Here is a 14,850-nt window from a genome sequence, read left to right as displayed (position 1 = left end):
CCGGGTCGGCGAGACCGATCCGTCGGAGACACGTTGGAATGATTCGTTTCCTGAAAGCTCTGGTGCTCCTGCCGGTCGCGATCGTGGTCGTGCTGCTGGCGGTCGCCAACCGTCAGGCCGTGACCCTGTCCTTCGACCCGTTCTCGCCGGAGCCCCTGTTCAGCGCGGTTCTGCCGCTCTACGCGGTGCTGTTCGGCGCCGTCGCCCTCGGCGTCGTGTTCGGCGGCATCGGCAGCTGGCTCGGTCAGAGCGGCACCCGCCAGAGGGCCCGCTACCACCGCCGCGAGGCCGACCGTCTCGCCAAGGAAGCCGCCACCCTGAAGACCTTCGGCGCACCGGGCGTCGAGCCCGGCTACGCGCCGGTTTCCGGCCATACGGCGCTGCCGGCTCCCGCCGGGCGCTGAGCGTTCACACTCCCGTCCCGATGTCGAACGTGCGCGTCAAGATTTGCGGTCTCTCCACAGAGACGACGCTCGACGCCGCGCTCGATGCGGGAGCCGATCTCGTCGGCTTCGTGCATTTTGCCAAAAGCCCCCGCCATCTCTCCCTTGAGGCGGCGGGCCGCCTCGCAGGCCGGGCGGGCGGTCGCGCGGAGCGTGTGCTTCTCTTGGTCGATCCCGACGACGACCTGCTGGCGGCGGCCATCGAGGCGGTCGATCCGGATTTGATCCAGTTGCACGGCCGAGAATCGCCGGAACGCGTGGCGTTTCTGCGTAGGCACGGTGGGCGGCCAATCATGAAGGCGCTCGGCATCGCGCGCGCCGAAGATCTTGCGGCTTTGGCGGTCTGGTCAGATGTGGCCGACCGGCTGCTTCTGGACGCCAAACCGCCTCCCGGCGCGCCGCTTCCCGGCGGCAACGGGATCGCCTTCGATTGGGATCTGCTGGCGCAGTCGCGTTTGCCGGAGCACACGATGCTGTCGGGCGGAATCGATGCTTCCAACGTCGCCGAAGCACTGGCCCGCACAGGTCTCTCGGCGGTCGATGTCTCTTCGGGCGTGGAGGTTCGCCCCGGCGAGAAGGATCCGGCCCGCATCGCCGCCTTCGTGACCGCCGCCCGTGGCCGGCCGACGATCAGGCAACGCGGCTAACGACATTCCCACGCAACGAGCCGAGAAGGCTCCGTCGCCGTCGATCCGCGGACCAACGAAAGTAGCCCGTCACTTCGCCGATCGGCAGCTCGCAGCTCGGGGCCCGTCCCGCACCGGTGCCGATAGCTTCCACTTGGTTCAGGCGAGCCGATCGAGAGTACGTCTCCAGCCGGCAAACCCGCCCCGACGAGATCCCGAAGCCCGAGGAAGCACGGGACGTCGCATTGCGGCCGGCCTCCCATGGGTCTAGCACGCGCAATCAGAAAGATTGACGCCTGATCGAGGACTGCCCGTCGTGACCCTGAACCCCGCACCGAACTCCTTCCGCACCGGGCCGGACGAGCGCGGCCGCTTCGGCATCTTCGGCGGCCGCTTCGTGGCCGAGACGCTGATGCCGCTGATCCTCGATCTGGAGAAGGCCTACGAGGACGCGAAGTCCGATCCGTCCTTTAAGGACGATATGGAGAGCTACGGCACCCATTATATCGGCCGCCCGAGCCCGCTCTACTATGCCGAGCGCCTGACCGAGCATTTCCGCGCGCAGGCACCGAAGGGCAACGGCGCCAAGATCTATTTCAAGCGCGAGGAGCTGAATCACACCGGCTCGCACAAGGTGAACAATGTGCTCGGCCAGATTCTTCTGGCCCGCCGCATGGGCAAGCCCCGGATCATCGCCGAAACCGGCGCCGGCCAGCACGGCGTCGCGACCGCGACCCTCTGCGCCCGCTTCGGCCTGAAATGCGTGGTCTATATGGGAGCCGTCGACGTCGAGCGGCAGGCGCCGAACGTATTCCGCATGAAGATGCTGGGCGCCGAGGTCGTACCGGTGCAGTCCGGCACCCGGACCCTCAAGGACGCGATGAACGAGGCGCTGCGCGATTGGGTCACCAACGTGGCCGACACCTTCTACTGCATCGGCACGGTGGCGGGTCCTCACCCATACCCGGCGATGGTGCGCGATTTCCAATCCGTGATCGGTCACGAAACCAAGGCGCAGATGCTGGCCCTGGAGGGGCGCCTGCCCGATTCGCTGATTGCCTGCATCGGCGGCGGCTCGAACGCGATGGGCCTGTTCCATCCCTTCCTCGACGACCGCGAGGTCGAGATTTACGGCGTCGAGGCCGCCGGCCACGGTGTCCAGAGCGGTCTGCACGCGGCCTCCCTGACGGGCGGCAAGCCGGGCGTGCTGCACGGCAACCGGACCTACCTGCTCATGGATGCCGACGGGCAGATCGCCGACGCGCACTCGATCTCGGCGGGCCTGGATTATCCGGGCATCGGCCCGGAGCACGCCTGGTTGCACGAGGCCGGCCGCGTCACCTACCTCTCTGCGACTGATTCCGAGACGCTGGAGGCGTTCAAGCTCTGCTCCTCCCTGGAAGGAATCATTCCGGCGCTGGAGCCGGCCCATGCCCTCTCCAAGGTCGCCGAGCTGGCTCCCACGAAGCCGGCCGATCACCTGATGGTGCTCAATCTCTCGGGGCGTGGCGACAAGGATATTCCCCAAGTCGCCCGCATCTTCGGCCAGACGCTCTGACGTCCGCCTGAGCATCCCGCGAAGAACCTGCAGCTCGAGGGCTGCAGGCCGTTGACACCCCCGCCCCCTTCTTCCTATATCGCCGCCCACCGGGGGACGCCGCAGCGCCCCCCGCGACGGTGGCGGGGTAGCTCAGCTGGTTAGAGCAGAGGAATCATAATCCTTGTGTCGGGGGTTCAAATCCCTCCCTCGCTACCAAAATTCTTCAATCAATTATCGAGTTATTCTGCCAAGCCCCGGATCGACTGTCCGGGGCTTTATGCTGTCCGGCCTATCCCTTGGCTGTGATATCCGGACTTTTTACCGGTGCATCTCACCGAGATCATGCCCGGTCATGCCTCAGGATCCGATCGTCTCGCACCGTGTTTGGCGGTGGCAGGCCCAAGCACAAAACGGGTTCACCCGAAGGTCCTGGGGAAGCCCTGGCAGCACCTGGCAGCATGAACCGCCGCTCCTGTTCCTGAGGCCGTAAAGTGCCCGCCGCTGCATCCTGAAGGGGTTCCACCAGGGCCGACATCGGCAGCCGCCCAGGTTACTCTGTTGCCCCGCCGGCATCATCGCTCGACGATACCCTATCCCACGACGATCAATGGCAGGGCCGATCGCTCCGTTGCGCTTCCCTCGCGCGGATGGGCCCATAGCAGCCCCTCTATCGTCTCAGATCAGCGTCGCGCGGAGGCGCCTAAGTTTCCTTCCCCTACGATGGAAAGCGGCCCGGCGAAGGTATCGGTCGTCAAACCTCAAAAGCCGCCCCAAGGCAGATCGAGAACGATCTATTGAGCCACGAAGGTGGACGTCATTTCTGCCAAAATCGAATCATGAGGGATACGTGGCCTGCACGTTACATTCTTCGCTTGCAGCAATAAGCAATATGAGACTCTGCGCCCACATGTTTGGCCGCAGTAGCAACACAGTTCCTCTTGGATTTTAGCAGAGTTACCACTATCGTAGTTGACGAAAGATAATATTTTTCCGCATCCGTAACGATATCGCCGAACGAGGAAAACACCTCAACGGGATGACACGGGCTGCACCGCATATCACCGACTGCCACCGATGTTGACCATCCGAAATCGGTTTCTTGTGTCGATCCGCTTTTTATAAGAAAATCAGCATGAGCAGATGCGGATGCGACCAATGCTTTCAAAAGTTGTTGCGCGGCATCTGTTGAGCGTTTTCGTTGTTCTCGTCGCCCTGCGCGTTTCGGCTGCTGCCGAACCGATCGTCGTTGTCGGAAAAGATTTTACGGAACAGGGTCTCGTCGCAGAACTGACGCGACAGCTTCTCGCCTCGAAAGGCTTCGATGCCCAAAAGGTCCAAGGCTTGAGCACCTCAGAGATGCACGCGCATATGCGGGCGAGAAGAGGTGACATCTATTGGGAATATACGACCACGCGCCTCTCGCTGATCTATGGCGACCGGGCGAACTACGACAAGGGCGCGGCCTATGCCCGGCTGCGAGAACTCGATCTGTCGATCGGATACACTTGGCTGAGACCGACGGACATCAACAATACCTATGCCCTCGCAATGCGTACCCAATCGTCGCAGGCGCTGAAGATCGCGACGATCTCCGAACTCTTTGCCGCCATCGGGAGAGGTGTGAATCTGATCGTTGGCATCAACAAGGAGTTTGCGGAACGTCCGGATGGGTTGGAGCCGCTCGAACGCACTTACGGCAGTCGTTTTCCTCGAGAGATCGTCAGGCAGGTCGACACCGACTATATCTATCAGGCACTCCGGATATCCGGCGTCGATGTCGGCGTCGTTTTTTCCACGGATGGACGTATCAGCGGCTACGACCTCCAAATCCTCCGTGATGACAGAGGCTTCTTCTTCAATTATTTTCTCGCACCGATCATCAAGACCGAGACGGCACAAGCTCATCCGACGCTGGTGCAGATCTTGGAAACGTTGTCGTCGAAACTCGATAGTGCGACGATCACTCGGTTGAACGCCGAGGTGGACGTCAAAAGGCGCCTGATCAGGGACGTCGCCGCTGAATTTCTTAAGGACAGCGGTCTCATCCAGGGCAATCGATGAGCGGACAGACGTTCACCGCATCCCGACATCCATCCGCCGAGCAAAATCACAGCATCGGTCCAGCCGAGCGAAGATCGCCCCCAACCTCGACGGCTGCCATGACAAGGTGCCGTCCATGGACGGCACCCTTCACCACATTCAGTACATCGGAGTGCCGCCGGTGACCGGGACGAGGGCACCCGACATGTAGCTGCCCTCGCGCGAGGCGAGCAGCACATAGGCGGGAGCGAGTTCCGCTGGCTGACCGGCCCGCCCGAGCGGCGTATCGGCCCCGAGTTGCTCGATCTGTTCCGGCGTCTTGGCGATCGGCTGGATCGGCGTCCAGACCGGCCCGGGAGCCACGCAATTCACCCGAATGCCCTTAGGTGCCAGGAGGTTCGACAGGCCGATGGTCAGGCTCGCGATCGCCCCCTTGGTTGCGGCGTAGATCAGCATCGAGCTGTCCGCGACCTTGGCCTGCTGACTCGTCGAATTGACGATGGCCGAGCCCGGGCGCAGGTGCGGCAGCGCGGCCTGGGCGAGGTAATACATGGCGAAGACGTTGGCGCGGAACGCCCCTTCGAGATCGTGGGACGTCACATCGTCCAGACCCTCGTTGATGGTCTGTGCGGCCGCATTGTTGACGAGGATGTCGAGGCGGCCGAGCTCGGACACGGTGCGCGCGACGATGGCGCGGCAATGGTCCTCGTCGCGCAGGTCGCCCGGCAGCAGCAGCGCGCGCCGGCCGGCCTGCTCGACCCACCGTGCCGTCTCCTCGGCATCCGATTGCTCGACGTCGAGATAAGAGATGGCCACGTCGGCTCCCTCGCGGGCATAGGCGATGGCGACGGCGCGGCCGATACCGGAATCGCCGCCGGTGATCAGCGCGACCTGATCGGTCAGCAGACCCTTGCCCACATAGCTCATCTCACCGTGATCCGGCGCGGGCGTCATCTTCGAACTGAGCCCCGGCCGCTCCTGCTGCTGCGCCCCTGGGAAAGGGGGACGCGGACCGGCCTCGTGCGGATCGATCGTCATGGTGGCTCCTCGATAGCGCCTGGGGGGCTCCTCGGGAGCGCCACCTGCGGTATCCGGTAACGTGTCTGGCCCCACTTGGTGGCCGCGACAGAATGGTGCCGAGATGTGCAACCTCTACAGCCTGACGAAGAGCCAGGATGAGATCCGGCGAGCCTTCCGGATTGACGACGACCGCACCGGCAACCTTCCGCCCTTGCCCGGCATCTTTCCCAATACCGCTGCGCCGATCATTCATAACCACGAGGGCCGGCGGGTGCTGGCGATGCATCGCTGGGGCATGCCGTCTCCGGCCTTCGCGCTTGAGGGCAAGCGAGTCGATCCCGGCGTGACCAATGTGCGCAACACCGGCTCACCGCATTGGCGCCGCTGGCTCGGCCCCGAGCATCGCTGCCTCGTGCCGCTCTCCGCCTTCAGCGAGTTCAACAAGGCGGAGGGCGGAGATGTGTGGTTCGCCCTCGGTGCGGAACGCCCGCTCGCGGGCTTCGCCGGTATCAGGACCGAGGGTTGGACCTCCGTGCGCAAGCTCAAGGATGGCGAGACCACGGACGACCTCTACGCCTTCCTGACCTGTCCCCCGAATGAGGAAGTCGGCGCGGTGCATCCGAAAGCGATGCCGGTGATCCTGACCACGGAAGACGAGTGGGAGACATGGCTACGAGCGCCATGGTCCGAAGCGAAGAAACTCCAACGTCCTCTGCGAGATGGTTCTCTCACCCTGGTCGGGCGTGGCATGAAACATGACGATGCCCGCTGATCGCAGGACCGGTGACCCCTTCGGCCGGATGCATGAGCCGGTGAAGCGCGCCACGACCAAGACCGACACCGGCCCTACGCTGTTCGACGAGGTTTCCGCGCGCCTGCCGCTCTTCGACGGCCTCACCGGAGACAGCGTCGAACGCCTCAGTTCATCGGGCTACGGGCGCGGATTGCTGACGGCGTCGCTCCGAGCACGGCTGCGAAAGGCGGGCTTTGCCGATATGGGCGCGCTGGTCCGCGCCTCGCCGACGGATCTTCTGGCCGTGCGCAAGATCGGTCCGCTGCGGGTCGCCGCATTGCGAACCCACCTGCTCGGCGAACTCGCCAGAATGGTGCCGGGCGCCCGCGCCGATCACGACACGGAGGCAACCCAGCGGCGACGGCTCGAGCGCCTGCGCAATGCGCCGGCGGCTACGCTTTCCCTCGAACCGTCCCTTCGCGCGCGGCTCGCTCGGGCCTTCACGACCGGGGCCGATCTGGCCCAGCGGCGCAGGACCGAGATCGGGACGGACCTCGGGATTGCCTCGGTCGATCTCGACCGGATCGTCGTCGCTCTCATGCGGGCGGTGCAGCCGGACCCGTCCCCGGCAACCTCGAACATTCGTACACGCGACGATGGGGTGGAGCAGGATGCAGGGGACCGGCTGGATCGAGCCGAATTGCTGAAAGAGCGCGATCGGGAATGGGACGCGGCAGCCCCCGCCGCCGAGGCCCGGCCCCGCGGCAGGTCCTGAACCAAGGTCGGCACCCATCGGCAGCCTGTCCCCGCCGCGTCGTCTCGGCTATCTTGGCCGTATGAAGCGGCATCTCGATTCGTCCACGCTGCGACGCCTCGCGGCGGGCCTCATCCTCGGATCCGGCCTCGTCGGAGCAACACCGGCCCTGGCGCAGAGCGTCCTGCCGTTCGCGGGCTTCGCGCCGCTGCCCACCTTCGCTTGGTCGACACCGAGCGTCGACGGCGTTTCGCGCTGGTCCGGCTCCTACGCCGCCCTGTCGACCGGCTACGCGTTTTCCTCGTCCAAGCATTTCGGCAGCTATGGCGGCCCGACGATCGGGTTCGAGGGCGGCCGAATGTGGCAGGAAGGGCGGTTCGTCTACGGCATCGTCGGCGGGGCCGATCTTCTGATACCCGGCACCGGCGGTCTCACGCCGGGCGTCGGAGGTTTCGGCTACGCGCGAGACTTTGCCGGCGCCTTCCAAGTGCAGGTCGGGACGCTGCTGACCGACAACGTCCTGCTCTACGGCAAGGCCGGGGCGTGGGCGGTGCACGAACGGCTGCGCTTCGGCGGCAATGCCGCCGCACCGCTCTACACCCGCGAGGACATTGCCGTACTTCCCGATGCGCGCGTCGGCGTCGAATGGGCGATCACCGACCGGCTCTCGGTGGCGGTCGAGGCGGGCGTGGTCGGCAACCGATTCCGCTGAGGGTGGGAAGCGATCGCCCGGCGCGCCCTTCATCCTGGGGACGCAGCGAGCAGGCGACGCTATTGACAGGCCGGGCCGCGCCTGTCGCCCGATCAACCGCCCCGTGGGGCGAACAGGATCACCGCCATTCCGACGAGGCAGATTGCACCGCCGGCCAAATCGAAGCGGTCGGGCCGGTGGCCCTCCACGGCCCATAACCAGCCGATCGACGCCGCGACATAGACGCCTCCATAGGCGGCGTAGGCGCGACCGGCGGCTTCGCTTTCCACGAGGGTGAGCAGATAGGCGAACAGAGCCAGCGAAGCGAGGCCCGGCACGACCCATCCCATCGAGCGGCCGAGGCGCAGCCAAGCCCAGAAGGCGAAGCAGCCGCCGATCTCGGCGAGCGCGGCGGCGGAGAAGGCTAGGAGCGAGCGGGTCATGGCGTGCGCTTGCACCGGACCGGGCCGATGGCCAAGCCGGGTTTCGGCGTCACGCATCGTCCTCGGGTGCGAAGACCTCGCCGCGCTCGGCGAGGTGGACATTGTCCTCGTCCGCCCGAAGCTGTCGCGCGGCGCGATAGGCTGCGACGGCCCGGTGGAGCTGAGCTGCCTCCGGATCCGCCGGTTCGGTGTCGGCGGGATTGCCGCGGTCGGCCAGTGCCTCCACCTCGCGATCGACCGCCGCCCGATCCTGCGGAGCGAGCTCAATTGGATCGGCGAACCCCATCCGGCGCGCCACCAGAGCCGCCAGAGCCTGCCGCTTCACTTCCCAATCCGCCATGGCGTCCTCGGTCGCTCCGGTGAGACGATTCCACGCCCCCGGAAACATCGCGCAGCGGCAGGCGCGGTTCCGAACCGGGTGGACCCGCGGGCCGAGTCGATCGTTGCCCTGCCATGATCGAGGCACCCGACAGGTCGAGCGAGGCGCGCGAACGCGCATTCCACCCCGGAGCGGCGGCCCGCAAGCCGGCCCGGCTGTGGCGGCCGCGCCGGGTGCTCGTGACCCCGGCGGCCCTGGAGCATGCTCATGGCCGCGCCATCGCCGAACGGGCGGAAGGGCAGGGCTTGCCGGTGGAATACCTGGCAAGCAACCGGATCAGCGCGAAGCAGGGCGACCCGGGCCGCGCCTATGCCGAGGCGAAAGCGACGCTGGCGATCGTCGTGGCGCCGCCCTCGAAGCTCAAGCTTCAGCCGATCCCGCCGAGCGCCGATTGGCGCTTCGATCTCGCCGAAGGTTGTCCGGCACATTGCCAGTACTGCTACCTTGCCGGGTCCCTGTCGGGGCCGCCGATCACCCGCGCCTATGCCAATCTCGACGCGATCCTGACCAATCTCGACACTTATGTCGGTCGCGGCAACGTCACCAGCGCGTCCGCAGAGCGCGCGGCGGAGGGCACGACCTTCGAGGCCTCCTGCTACACGGATCCCCTCGGGATCGAGCACCTGACCGGGTCACTCTCGGCAGCGATCCGGCATTTCGGTGCCTGGGAAGCGCCGGTCCAGCTGCGCTTCACCACCAAATTCGCCGCGATCGGGCCTCTCCTCGACCTGCCGCATCGCAGGCGCACCCGCATCCGCTTCTCGGTCAACGCCGCCCCCGCTGCCCGTTACGAGGGTGGCACCGCGCCGCTCGCCGAGCGCTTCGCGGCGCTCGGCGCCATGGCCGGTGCGGGCTATCCGGTCGGCCTCACCATCGCGCCGATCCTCCCCGTGGAGGACTGGCGAGAGGCCTACGATGCCCTTCTCGCCGATGCCGCCGAAGCGCTGGCCGACGTATCCGCGCCCGACTTGACGCTCGAACTCATCACCCACCGTTTCACGCCGGGGTCGAAGGAGGTCCTGGAAGGCTGGTATCCCGGCTCCGACCTGCCCATGCGCGAGGCCGAGCGCAGCCGCAAATTCACGAAGTTCGGCTCAGTGAAATACGTTCTCCCGGCGGACGTCATGCGGGAGATGCGGGCCTTCTTCCACGAGCGGATCGGGATGCGGCTGCCCTTCGCGAAAATCTTGTATTGGACGTGAGCTGGTCTGGGATCGTCCCGATCCAAGTGGCCCGCGCGCGACGATCGGCTCGCAGTACGAAGCTTTACTTTCCAGACAATTCGTTCGTGGCACGCCTTCTCCCGGGTCGCGGTCGAAGCGCGAGACCGCTCCGCTTACCGCTGCATGCGCGCCTGTCCGGTTGGGCAGAGTTCCAGCAGCACGCAGCGGTCACAGGCCGGCTTGTGGTGGAAGCACACCTTCTGCCCGTGCAGCATCAGCACCTCATGGTTGTCGTAGAGGGCCTGAGCCGACCAATCGGCGGGCAATTGCGCCCGCAGGATCGGATGGCTCGGCCCGACATCGACGCTCTTGCCGATCAGCCCCGTGCGCTGTGCGACCCGATGGTGATGACTGTCGACGGGCAGCGCCGGCATCCGCAGCGTGCTGAAGGAGAGCACCGCCGCGCTGGTTTTCGGACCGATGCCGGGGATTGCCTGGAGCCAGGCGCGGGCGTCCTCGACGCTCATCTCCGAGAGGAAATCGAGATTCAGCGATCCCTGGCGCTCGCGAATGGCCGACAGCACCGCTTTGATGCGCGGTGCTTTCAGCTCCGGCCAAGTGACGCCGCGGATCGTCGCCTCGATCTCTTCCGTCGGCGCCGCCTCGACCGCTTCCCAATCCGGCCAACGCGCCCGCAATGCTTTGAAGGCGCGTCCGGAATCGGCGTTGCGCGTGCGATGGGACAGGAGCGAGGAGATCAGCTCGGAGAGGGGATCCAGGCTGTGGAAGTACGGGATCGGGCAATGATAGACGCCGCATAACCGGCGGTGAATATCGAGTGCCTTGTCCCGCAGGGCCTCGCTCGGCGCAGGCGGCTCGGCCCGGCGGGCGCGGCGCGGGGAGGGGGTCTCGAATCCGGGCAGCATCGACATGTGAGCCGAATCCACCAATGGAGTCTCCGGTTCCCCCGCGCCGGTGAAGACTATTTCGGCAGGGCGTAGATGTTGATGTCGAGCTTGTCCTCCGAGCCACTCTTGAGGTCGCTGACATATTCCTCGACGAAACGGTCCTGAACGTCGATCTCCTTCACGTCCAGATAGGCGGTGAGGGTCTCGTAGGTGCCGTCGATCTCCTCGTAGGTCCCATTGTGCTTGAAGCGCAAAGCCCGACCCGAAGGCGTTGACCCGAAGCGCACGCCATCGACTGCGCCACCGCCCGCGGGGGCCGCCTCGATCGGGATCATCGCCTCGTACTGGAAGCCGTCCTCTTCCGTCTTCGTGAAGACCGAGAGCGGGCGACCGGCCGCCTTCAGGCCGGCCTTCGCCAAGGCCGCCTCGATCGTCCTGAACGAGCCCGTCAGGCTCGCGACGGCGTCCTCCCACTTGGTCTGGCCCGAGAGGATCGCCGCCGGCTTGGCCGGCAGGGTCACCTCGTCGACGTCGTTCGCCTCGCCGGAATTCGGCACGAGGGTCGGCAGGGTGGAGGGGCCGGGCTTGGCGATCGGTGCCGGATCCGAGCCGCCGGGATTGCGCACCGGCGCTTGTTCGGGGGCAGGCATCGCCGTTCCGGGGCCGGATTTCGAGGGATCCGGGGATGTGGTGAGGGGCAAGGGGTTGGTTTCCGCCGGTGAGGGCGCGTTGGTGGGGGGCGGGGCGCCCTTCGGCGCGTCGCCGGGCGCGGGCGTCTGGGCCAGGGCGGCGAGAGGGCCGAGGACCAGGAGACTGACGGCAACGAGGGTGGAACGGGTCAAGGCGCGAGGCTCCCAAGGGTCCGCGGCGCAAGCGCGGGCCATGGCATCAGGTTAGGGCCGAACGGGCCTTTCCGCGAGGGTGCAGAGCGGATGCGTCTCACGATCCGCGACGCGCCCGCCGGTTTGCCCTATAGGGCGACGGACAAGCTCCCTTCGCCGCTCCACCTGCAAAGAGGTCGCATGAGCCCTCTCGCAAACCGCCGCTTCCTGAAAATGCACGGCGCGGGCAACGCCATCGTGGTGCTCGACCTGCGCGGCACGAACCTGCGCGTCTCCGCATCCGAAGCGCGTGCGATCGGGGCCGATCCCCGTTCGCGCTTCGACCAATTGATGGTGGTGCACGATCCCGTCAGCCCCGGCACCGACGCGTTCATGCGCATCTACAACACCGACGGCTCGGAATCCGGCGCCTGTGGCAACGGCACGCGATGCGTCGCCTACGCGCTGCACGACGACCCGGCCATGGCGCGACCGGCCGAGGGCGGACGGCTGACGCTGGAGACCAAGGCGGGGCTCGTCGCCGTGCGCCGCGTCGGCGAACTCTCCTTCACCGTCGATATGGGCAAGCCGCGGCTCGCCTGGGACGAGATCCCCCTGGCCGAGCCGTTTCCCGACACGCGCCGCATCGAGCTTCAAATCGGGCCGATCGACGATCCCATCCTTCACTCGCCCGCAGCGGTCAGCATGGGCAATCCGCACGCGATCTTCTTCGTCGACCGTGATCCCGACAGCTTCGATCTCGGCCGGATCGGACCGCTGCTCGAAGCGCATCCGATCTTTCCCGAACGGGCCAACATCTCCATCGCCCAAGTCACCAGCCCCGACACGATCAAGCTCCGGGTCTGGGAGCGGGGCGCGGGGCTGACCCTGGCTTGCGGAACCGCCGCCTGCGCCACCGTCGTCGCGGCCTCGCGCCTGCGCATGATCGGCCGCTTCGCCCGCGTCGCCCTGCCGGGGGGCGTCTTGTCGATCGAATGGCAGGCCGACGACCACGTGCTGATGACAGGCCCGGTCTTCCTCGAAGGGGAGGGCACCTTCGCCCCCGGCATCTTCGAGAGGGCGGACGGATGAGCGTCGAGACGCTGACCTTCGGCTGCCGGCTCAACATTGTCGAGTCGGAGGTGATGCGCGGTCGCGCGGAGCCCGGCGCCGAGGGCCGCGACCTCGTCCTCGTCAACACCTGCGCGGTCACGTCGGAAGCCGGCCGGCAGGCCCGCAAGGCGATCCGCCGTCTGGCCCGCACCCGTCCCGGCGCCGAGATCGTGGTGACGGGGTGCGGTGCGGAGGTCGAGCGCGCGGCCTACGCGGCCATGCCGGAGGTCGCGCGGCTCGTCGGCAACGCGGTGAAGCTCCGCCCTGAGAATTGGGGCGAGACCGCGGACATCATGGCCCCGCGCGCGGCCGAAGCGAGCGCCCTCGATCGGATGGCCGGTCACACCCGCGCCTTCGTCGCCGTGCAGAACGGCTGCGATCACCGATGCACCTTCTGCGTCATTCCGTTCGGCCGCGGGAACTCACGCTCGGTGCCGGTGCCGGATGCGGTTGCGCAGGTCCGCCGCATCGTCGAGCATGGCGGGCGCGAGGTGGTGCTGACCGGGGTCGATCTCACCGCCTATGGCCGCGACCTCGATCCCGACTTGACCCTGGGACGCCTCGTGCGGTCGATCCTGAGGGAGGTACCGGACCTCGCGCGACTGCGCCTGTCCTCGATCGATTCCGTTGAAGCCGATGCTGAGCTGATCGCGGCCTTCGCCGAGGAACCGCGGCTGATGCCCCATATCCATCTCTCCCTTCAGGCCGGGGACGACCTGATCCTCAAGCGGATGAAGCGACGTCACTCCCGCGCCGACGCGATCCGCTTTTGCGAGAGCCTGCGGGCGCTGCGCCCCGGCCTCGTCTTCGGTGCCGATCTCATCGCCGGTTTCCCGACCGAGACGGAGGCGCAGTTCACCCGCTCCCTCGATCTCGTGGCGGAATGCGGGCTGACGCATCTGCACGTCTTCCCCTACTCGCCGCGCCCCGGCACGCCGGCCGCCCGCATGCCGCCGGTCTCCCCGGACAACGTGCGCACCCGCGCCGCCCGGCTGCGCGAAGCCGGCGCGGCCGCGCTCCGGCACCATCTCGACGGCGCCGTCGGTACGGATCGCCGGGTGTTGACCGAGCGCGGCGGGATGGCTCGGACCGAGGATTTCACCGGAGTGCGTCTCGTTACGGAGGTGCCGTCGGGGGAGATCCGGGACGTGACGATCACCGGCCATGACGGGCAGGTGCTGCTGGCCGCCTGAGACCATCCGCCAAGGGCTTTTCGGACATCTCGCACGTTGCGGCAGGTCTGATATCGTCTTCGTCCTGCGGAGCCGCCGATGCCTCCGACGCGCCTGCATCACCGGATCGGAGCGCGTCCTTGTCCTTGGGTGAGCGAGGCGGATCGAGCGCTGCCGCCTCACCGAACCGGCACGTTCGCCGCCCAGGGCACCGTCATTGGTGAAGCGCTAGATCAAGGAATTGCTTCCAACGTCTTCGTCCTCCGGCTTGAGGCCGCAGGCGAGAAGGCCGCTGCGCATATGCACCGGCGCGGGCGAAACGACCGTGATCGGGTCGCGTTTCGGATAGAGTGGCAGGCTCAGGGCGCGGGCGTGAAGCTGTAAGCCGGTCCGCTCCGTTCCGGCGATGCCGTAGATGGCATCCCCCTTTATCGGCCAGCCCATGGCGGCGCAGTGGACGCGAAGCTGGTGCGTCCGCCCGGTGACCGGCTTCAGTTCAAGCCAAGCCAAGCCATCGGCGCGGCCGAGAACACGAAAATGTGTCAGCGAGGGCAGGCCCGCGGGATCGACCTTCATCCACCAGCTGCGCGGATCGTCGGATCGACGGGCGAGGGGAAGGTCGATACGGCCTTCTTCCGGCGGAGCCCCCTCCACCAACGCCCAGTAGGTCTTCTCGACCTTTCCGTCGGCGAAGAGGCGGTTCAGCCGCGCGAGGGCCTTGGCGTGACGGCCGAGCACGAGGCAGCCCGACGTATCGCGGTCGAGCCGGTGCGCGGCCTCCGGGCGACGGGGCAGACCGAAGCGAAGCGCGTCCAATCGATCGGTCAGCGTCGGGCCGCCCTTCGGCCCGGGATGGACAGGAAGGCCCGCCGGCTTGTCGATGACGAGCATCAGGGCATCGCGGTAAAGGAGGGAAAGCCCTATCTGCGGGTCAACGCTGCGGTTCGGCGACGATGCTCGGGGATCCATCCCCGGTGGCTAGTGCGCCGGACCATCGGGAGCAA

Annotated in this window: 16 protein-coding genes and 1 tRNA gene; 11 read left to right on the top strand and 6 right to left on the bottom strand. The window is 66.7% G+C overall.

The window, feature by feature from the left end:
• Positions 1 to 38 precede the first annotated feature (38 nt).
• The 5 genes from OWC43_RS20260 (at position 39) to OWC43_RS20240 (ending at position 4,670) form a co-directional block, all read left to right on the top strand.
• Entirely contained in the window at positions 39 to 404 is a 366-nt protein-coding gene (locus tag OWC43_RS20260) for a LapA family protein (protein WP_137831232.1), read from the top strand.
• 20 nt (positions 405 to 424) lie between these two features.
• Positions 425 to 1,090: a phosphoribosylanthranilate isomerase gene (locus OWC43_RS20255; protein ID WP_393958053.1), complete on the top strand. Its 666-nt coding sequence runs from the start codon at positions 425 to 427 to the stop codon at positions 1,088 to 1,090.
• Between the two features lie 295 nt (positions 1,091 to 1,385).
• Positions 1,386 to 2,627: a tryptophan synthase subunit beta gene (gene trpB / locus OWC43_RS20250; protein WP_393958052.1), complete on the top strand. Its 1,242-nt coding sequence runs from the start codon at positions 1,386 to 1,388 to the stop codon at positions 2,625 to 2,627.
• Positions 2,628 to 2,748: 121 nt separating this feature from the next.
• Positions 2,749 to 2,825 (top strand) — tRNA-Met (locus OWC43_RS20245).
• Positions 2,826 to 3,764: 939 nt separating this feature from the next.
• Positions 3,765 to 4,670 carry a glycine betaine ABC transporter substrate-binding protein gene (locus OWC43_RS20240; RefSeq protein ID WP_393958050.1) on the top strand — a complete coding sequence of 302 codons (906 nt, stop codon included), beginning with the start codon at positions 3,765 to 3,767 and terminating at the stop codon, positions 4,668 to 4,670.
• 138 nt (positions 4,671 to 4,808) lie between these two features.
• On the opposite strand, the gene OWC43_RS20235 is transcribed toward OWC43_RS20240, so the two are convergent.
• Entirely contained in the window at positions 4,809 to 5,687 is an 879-nt protein-coding gene (locus OWC43_RS20235; RefSeq protein WP_393958049.1) for an SDR family oxidoreductase, read from the bottom strand.
• A 103-nt stretch (positions 5,688 to 5,790) separates the two neighbouring features.
• Between OWC43_RS20235 and OWC43_RS20230 the strand changes: the two genes are divergently transcribed.
• From OWC43_RS20230 to OWC43_RS20220, 3 genes are all read left to right on the top strand, one after another.
• Entirely contained in the window at positions 5,791 to 6,441 is a 651-nt protein-coding gene (locus tag OWC43_RS20230; protein WP_393958048.1) for an SOS response-associated peptidase, read from the top strand.
• Positions 6,431 to 7,177 (top strand): hypothetical protein, encoded by a 747-nt coding sequence (locus OWC43_RS20225; protein ID WP_393958047.1) that lies wholly within the window; start codon positions 6,431 to 6,433, stop codon positions 7,175 to 7,177. The genes OWC43_RS20230 and OWC43_RS20225 overlap by 11 nt, the downstream gene beginning before the upstream one ends.
• 61 nt (positions 7,178 to 7,238) lie before the next feature.
• Entirely contained in the window at positions 7,239 to 7,868 is a 630-nt protein-coding gene (locus tag OWC43_RS20220) for a hypothetical protein (protein ID WP_137831238.1), read from the top strand.
• Positions 7,869 to 7,960: 92 nt separating this feature from the next.
• Here OWC43_RS20220 and OWC43_RS20215 read toward each other — a convergent pair whose 3' ends face one another.
• The gene (locus OWC43_RS20215; RefSeq protein WP_393958046.1) at positions 7,961 to 8,290 is read right to left on the bottom strand and encodes a YnfA family protein; all 330 of its coding nucleotides are present in this window, start codon (positions 8,288 to 8,290) and stop codon (positions 7,961 to 7,963) included.
• A gap of 49 nt (positions 8,291 to 8,339) precedes the next feature.
• Positions 8,340 to 8,630: a hypothetical protein gene (locus OWC43_RS20210; protein ID WP_393958044.1), complete on the bottom strand. Its 291-nt coding sequence runs from the start codon at positions 8,628 to 8,630 to the stop codon at positions 8,340 to 8,342.
• A 113-nt stretch (positions 8,631 to 8,743) separates the two neighbouring features.
• Between OWC43_RS20210 and OWC43_RS20205 the strand changes: the two genes are divergently transcribed.
• Entirely contained in the window at positions 8,744 to 9,871 is a 1,128-nt protein-coding gene (locus OWC43_RS20205; protein ID WP_393958043.1) for a radical SAM protein, read from the top strand.
• A gap of 134 nt (positions 9,872 to 10,005) precedes the next feature.
• Here the strand turns inward: OWC43_RS20205 and nth are convergent, their stop codons facing one another.
• Together nth and OWC43_RS20195 are read right to left on the bottom strand one after the other, a co-directional pair.
• On the bottom strand, positions 10,006 to 10,764 hold the full coding sequence (gene nth, locus OWC43_RS20200) for an endonuclease III domain-containing protein (RefSeq protein ID WP_393958603.1): 759 nt from the start codon (positions 10,762 to 10,764) through the stop codon (positions 10,006 to 10,008).
• A 50-nt stretch (positions 10,765 to 10,814) separates the two neighbouring features.
• The gene (locus OWC43_RS20195) at positions 10,815 to 11,582 is read right to left on the bottom strand and encodes a GyrI-like domain-containing protein (RefSeq protein ID WP_393958042.1); all 768 of its coding nucleotides are present in this window, start codon (positions 11,580 to 11,582) and stop codon (positions 10,815 to 10,817) included.
• A gap of 180 nt (positions 11,583 to 11,762) precedes the next feature.
• Between OWC43_RS20195 and dapF the strand changes: the two genes are divergently transcribed.
• Positions 11,763 to 12,653 (top strand): diaminopimelate epimerase, encoded by an 891-nt coding sequence (dapF, locus tag OWC43_RS20190; RefSeq protein ID WP_393958040.1) that lies wholly within the window; start codon positions 11,763 to 11,765, stop codon positions 12,651 to 12,653.
• Positions 12,650 to 13,867, top strand: a complete 1,218-nt coding sequence (gene mtaB, locus OWC43_RS20185; protein WP_393958038.1) for a tRNA (N(6)-L-threonylcarbamoyladenosine(37)-C(2))-methylthiotransferase MtaB — start codon at positions 12,650 to 12,652, stop codon at positions 13,865 to 13,867. Before dapF ends, mtaB begins: the two co-directional genes overlap by 4 nt.
• A gap of 207 nt (positions 13,868 to 14,074) precedes the next feature.
• On the opposite strand, the gene OWC43_RS20180 is transcribed toward mtaB, so the two are convergent.
• A complete protein-coding gene (locus OWC43_RS20180) occupies positions 14,075 to 14,815 on the bottom strand; it encodes an RluA family pseudouridine synthase (RefSeq protein WP_393958036.1) in 741 nt (246 codons plus the stop codon).
• Between the last annotated feature and the right edge of the window lie 35 nt (positions 14,816 to 14,850).

Origin of the sequence: Methylorubrum sp. POS3, from assembly GCF_043352485.1 — a bacterium.
Taxonomy (GTDB): Bacteria; Pseudomonadota; Alphaproteobacteria; order Rhizobiales; family Beijerinckiaceae; genus Methylobacterium; species Methylobacterium suomiense.
This window is presented reverse-complemented; position numbering and strand designations above follow the sequence as displayed.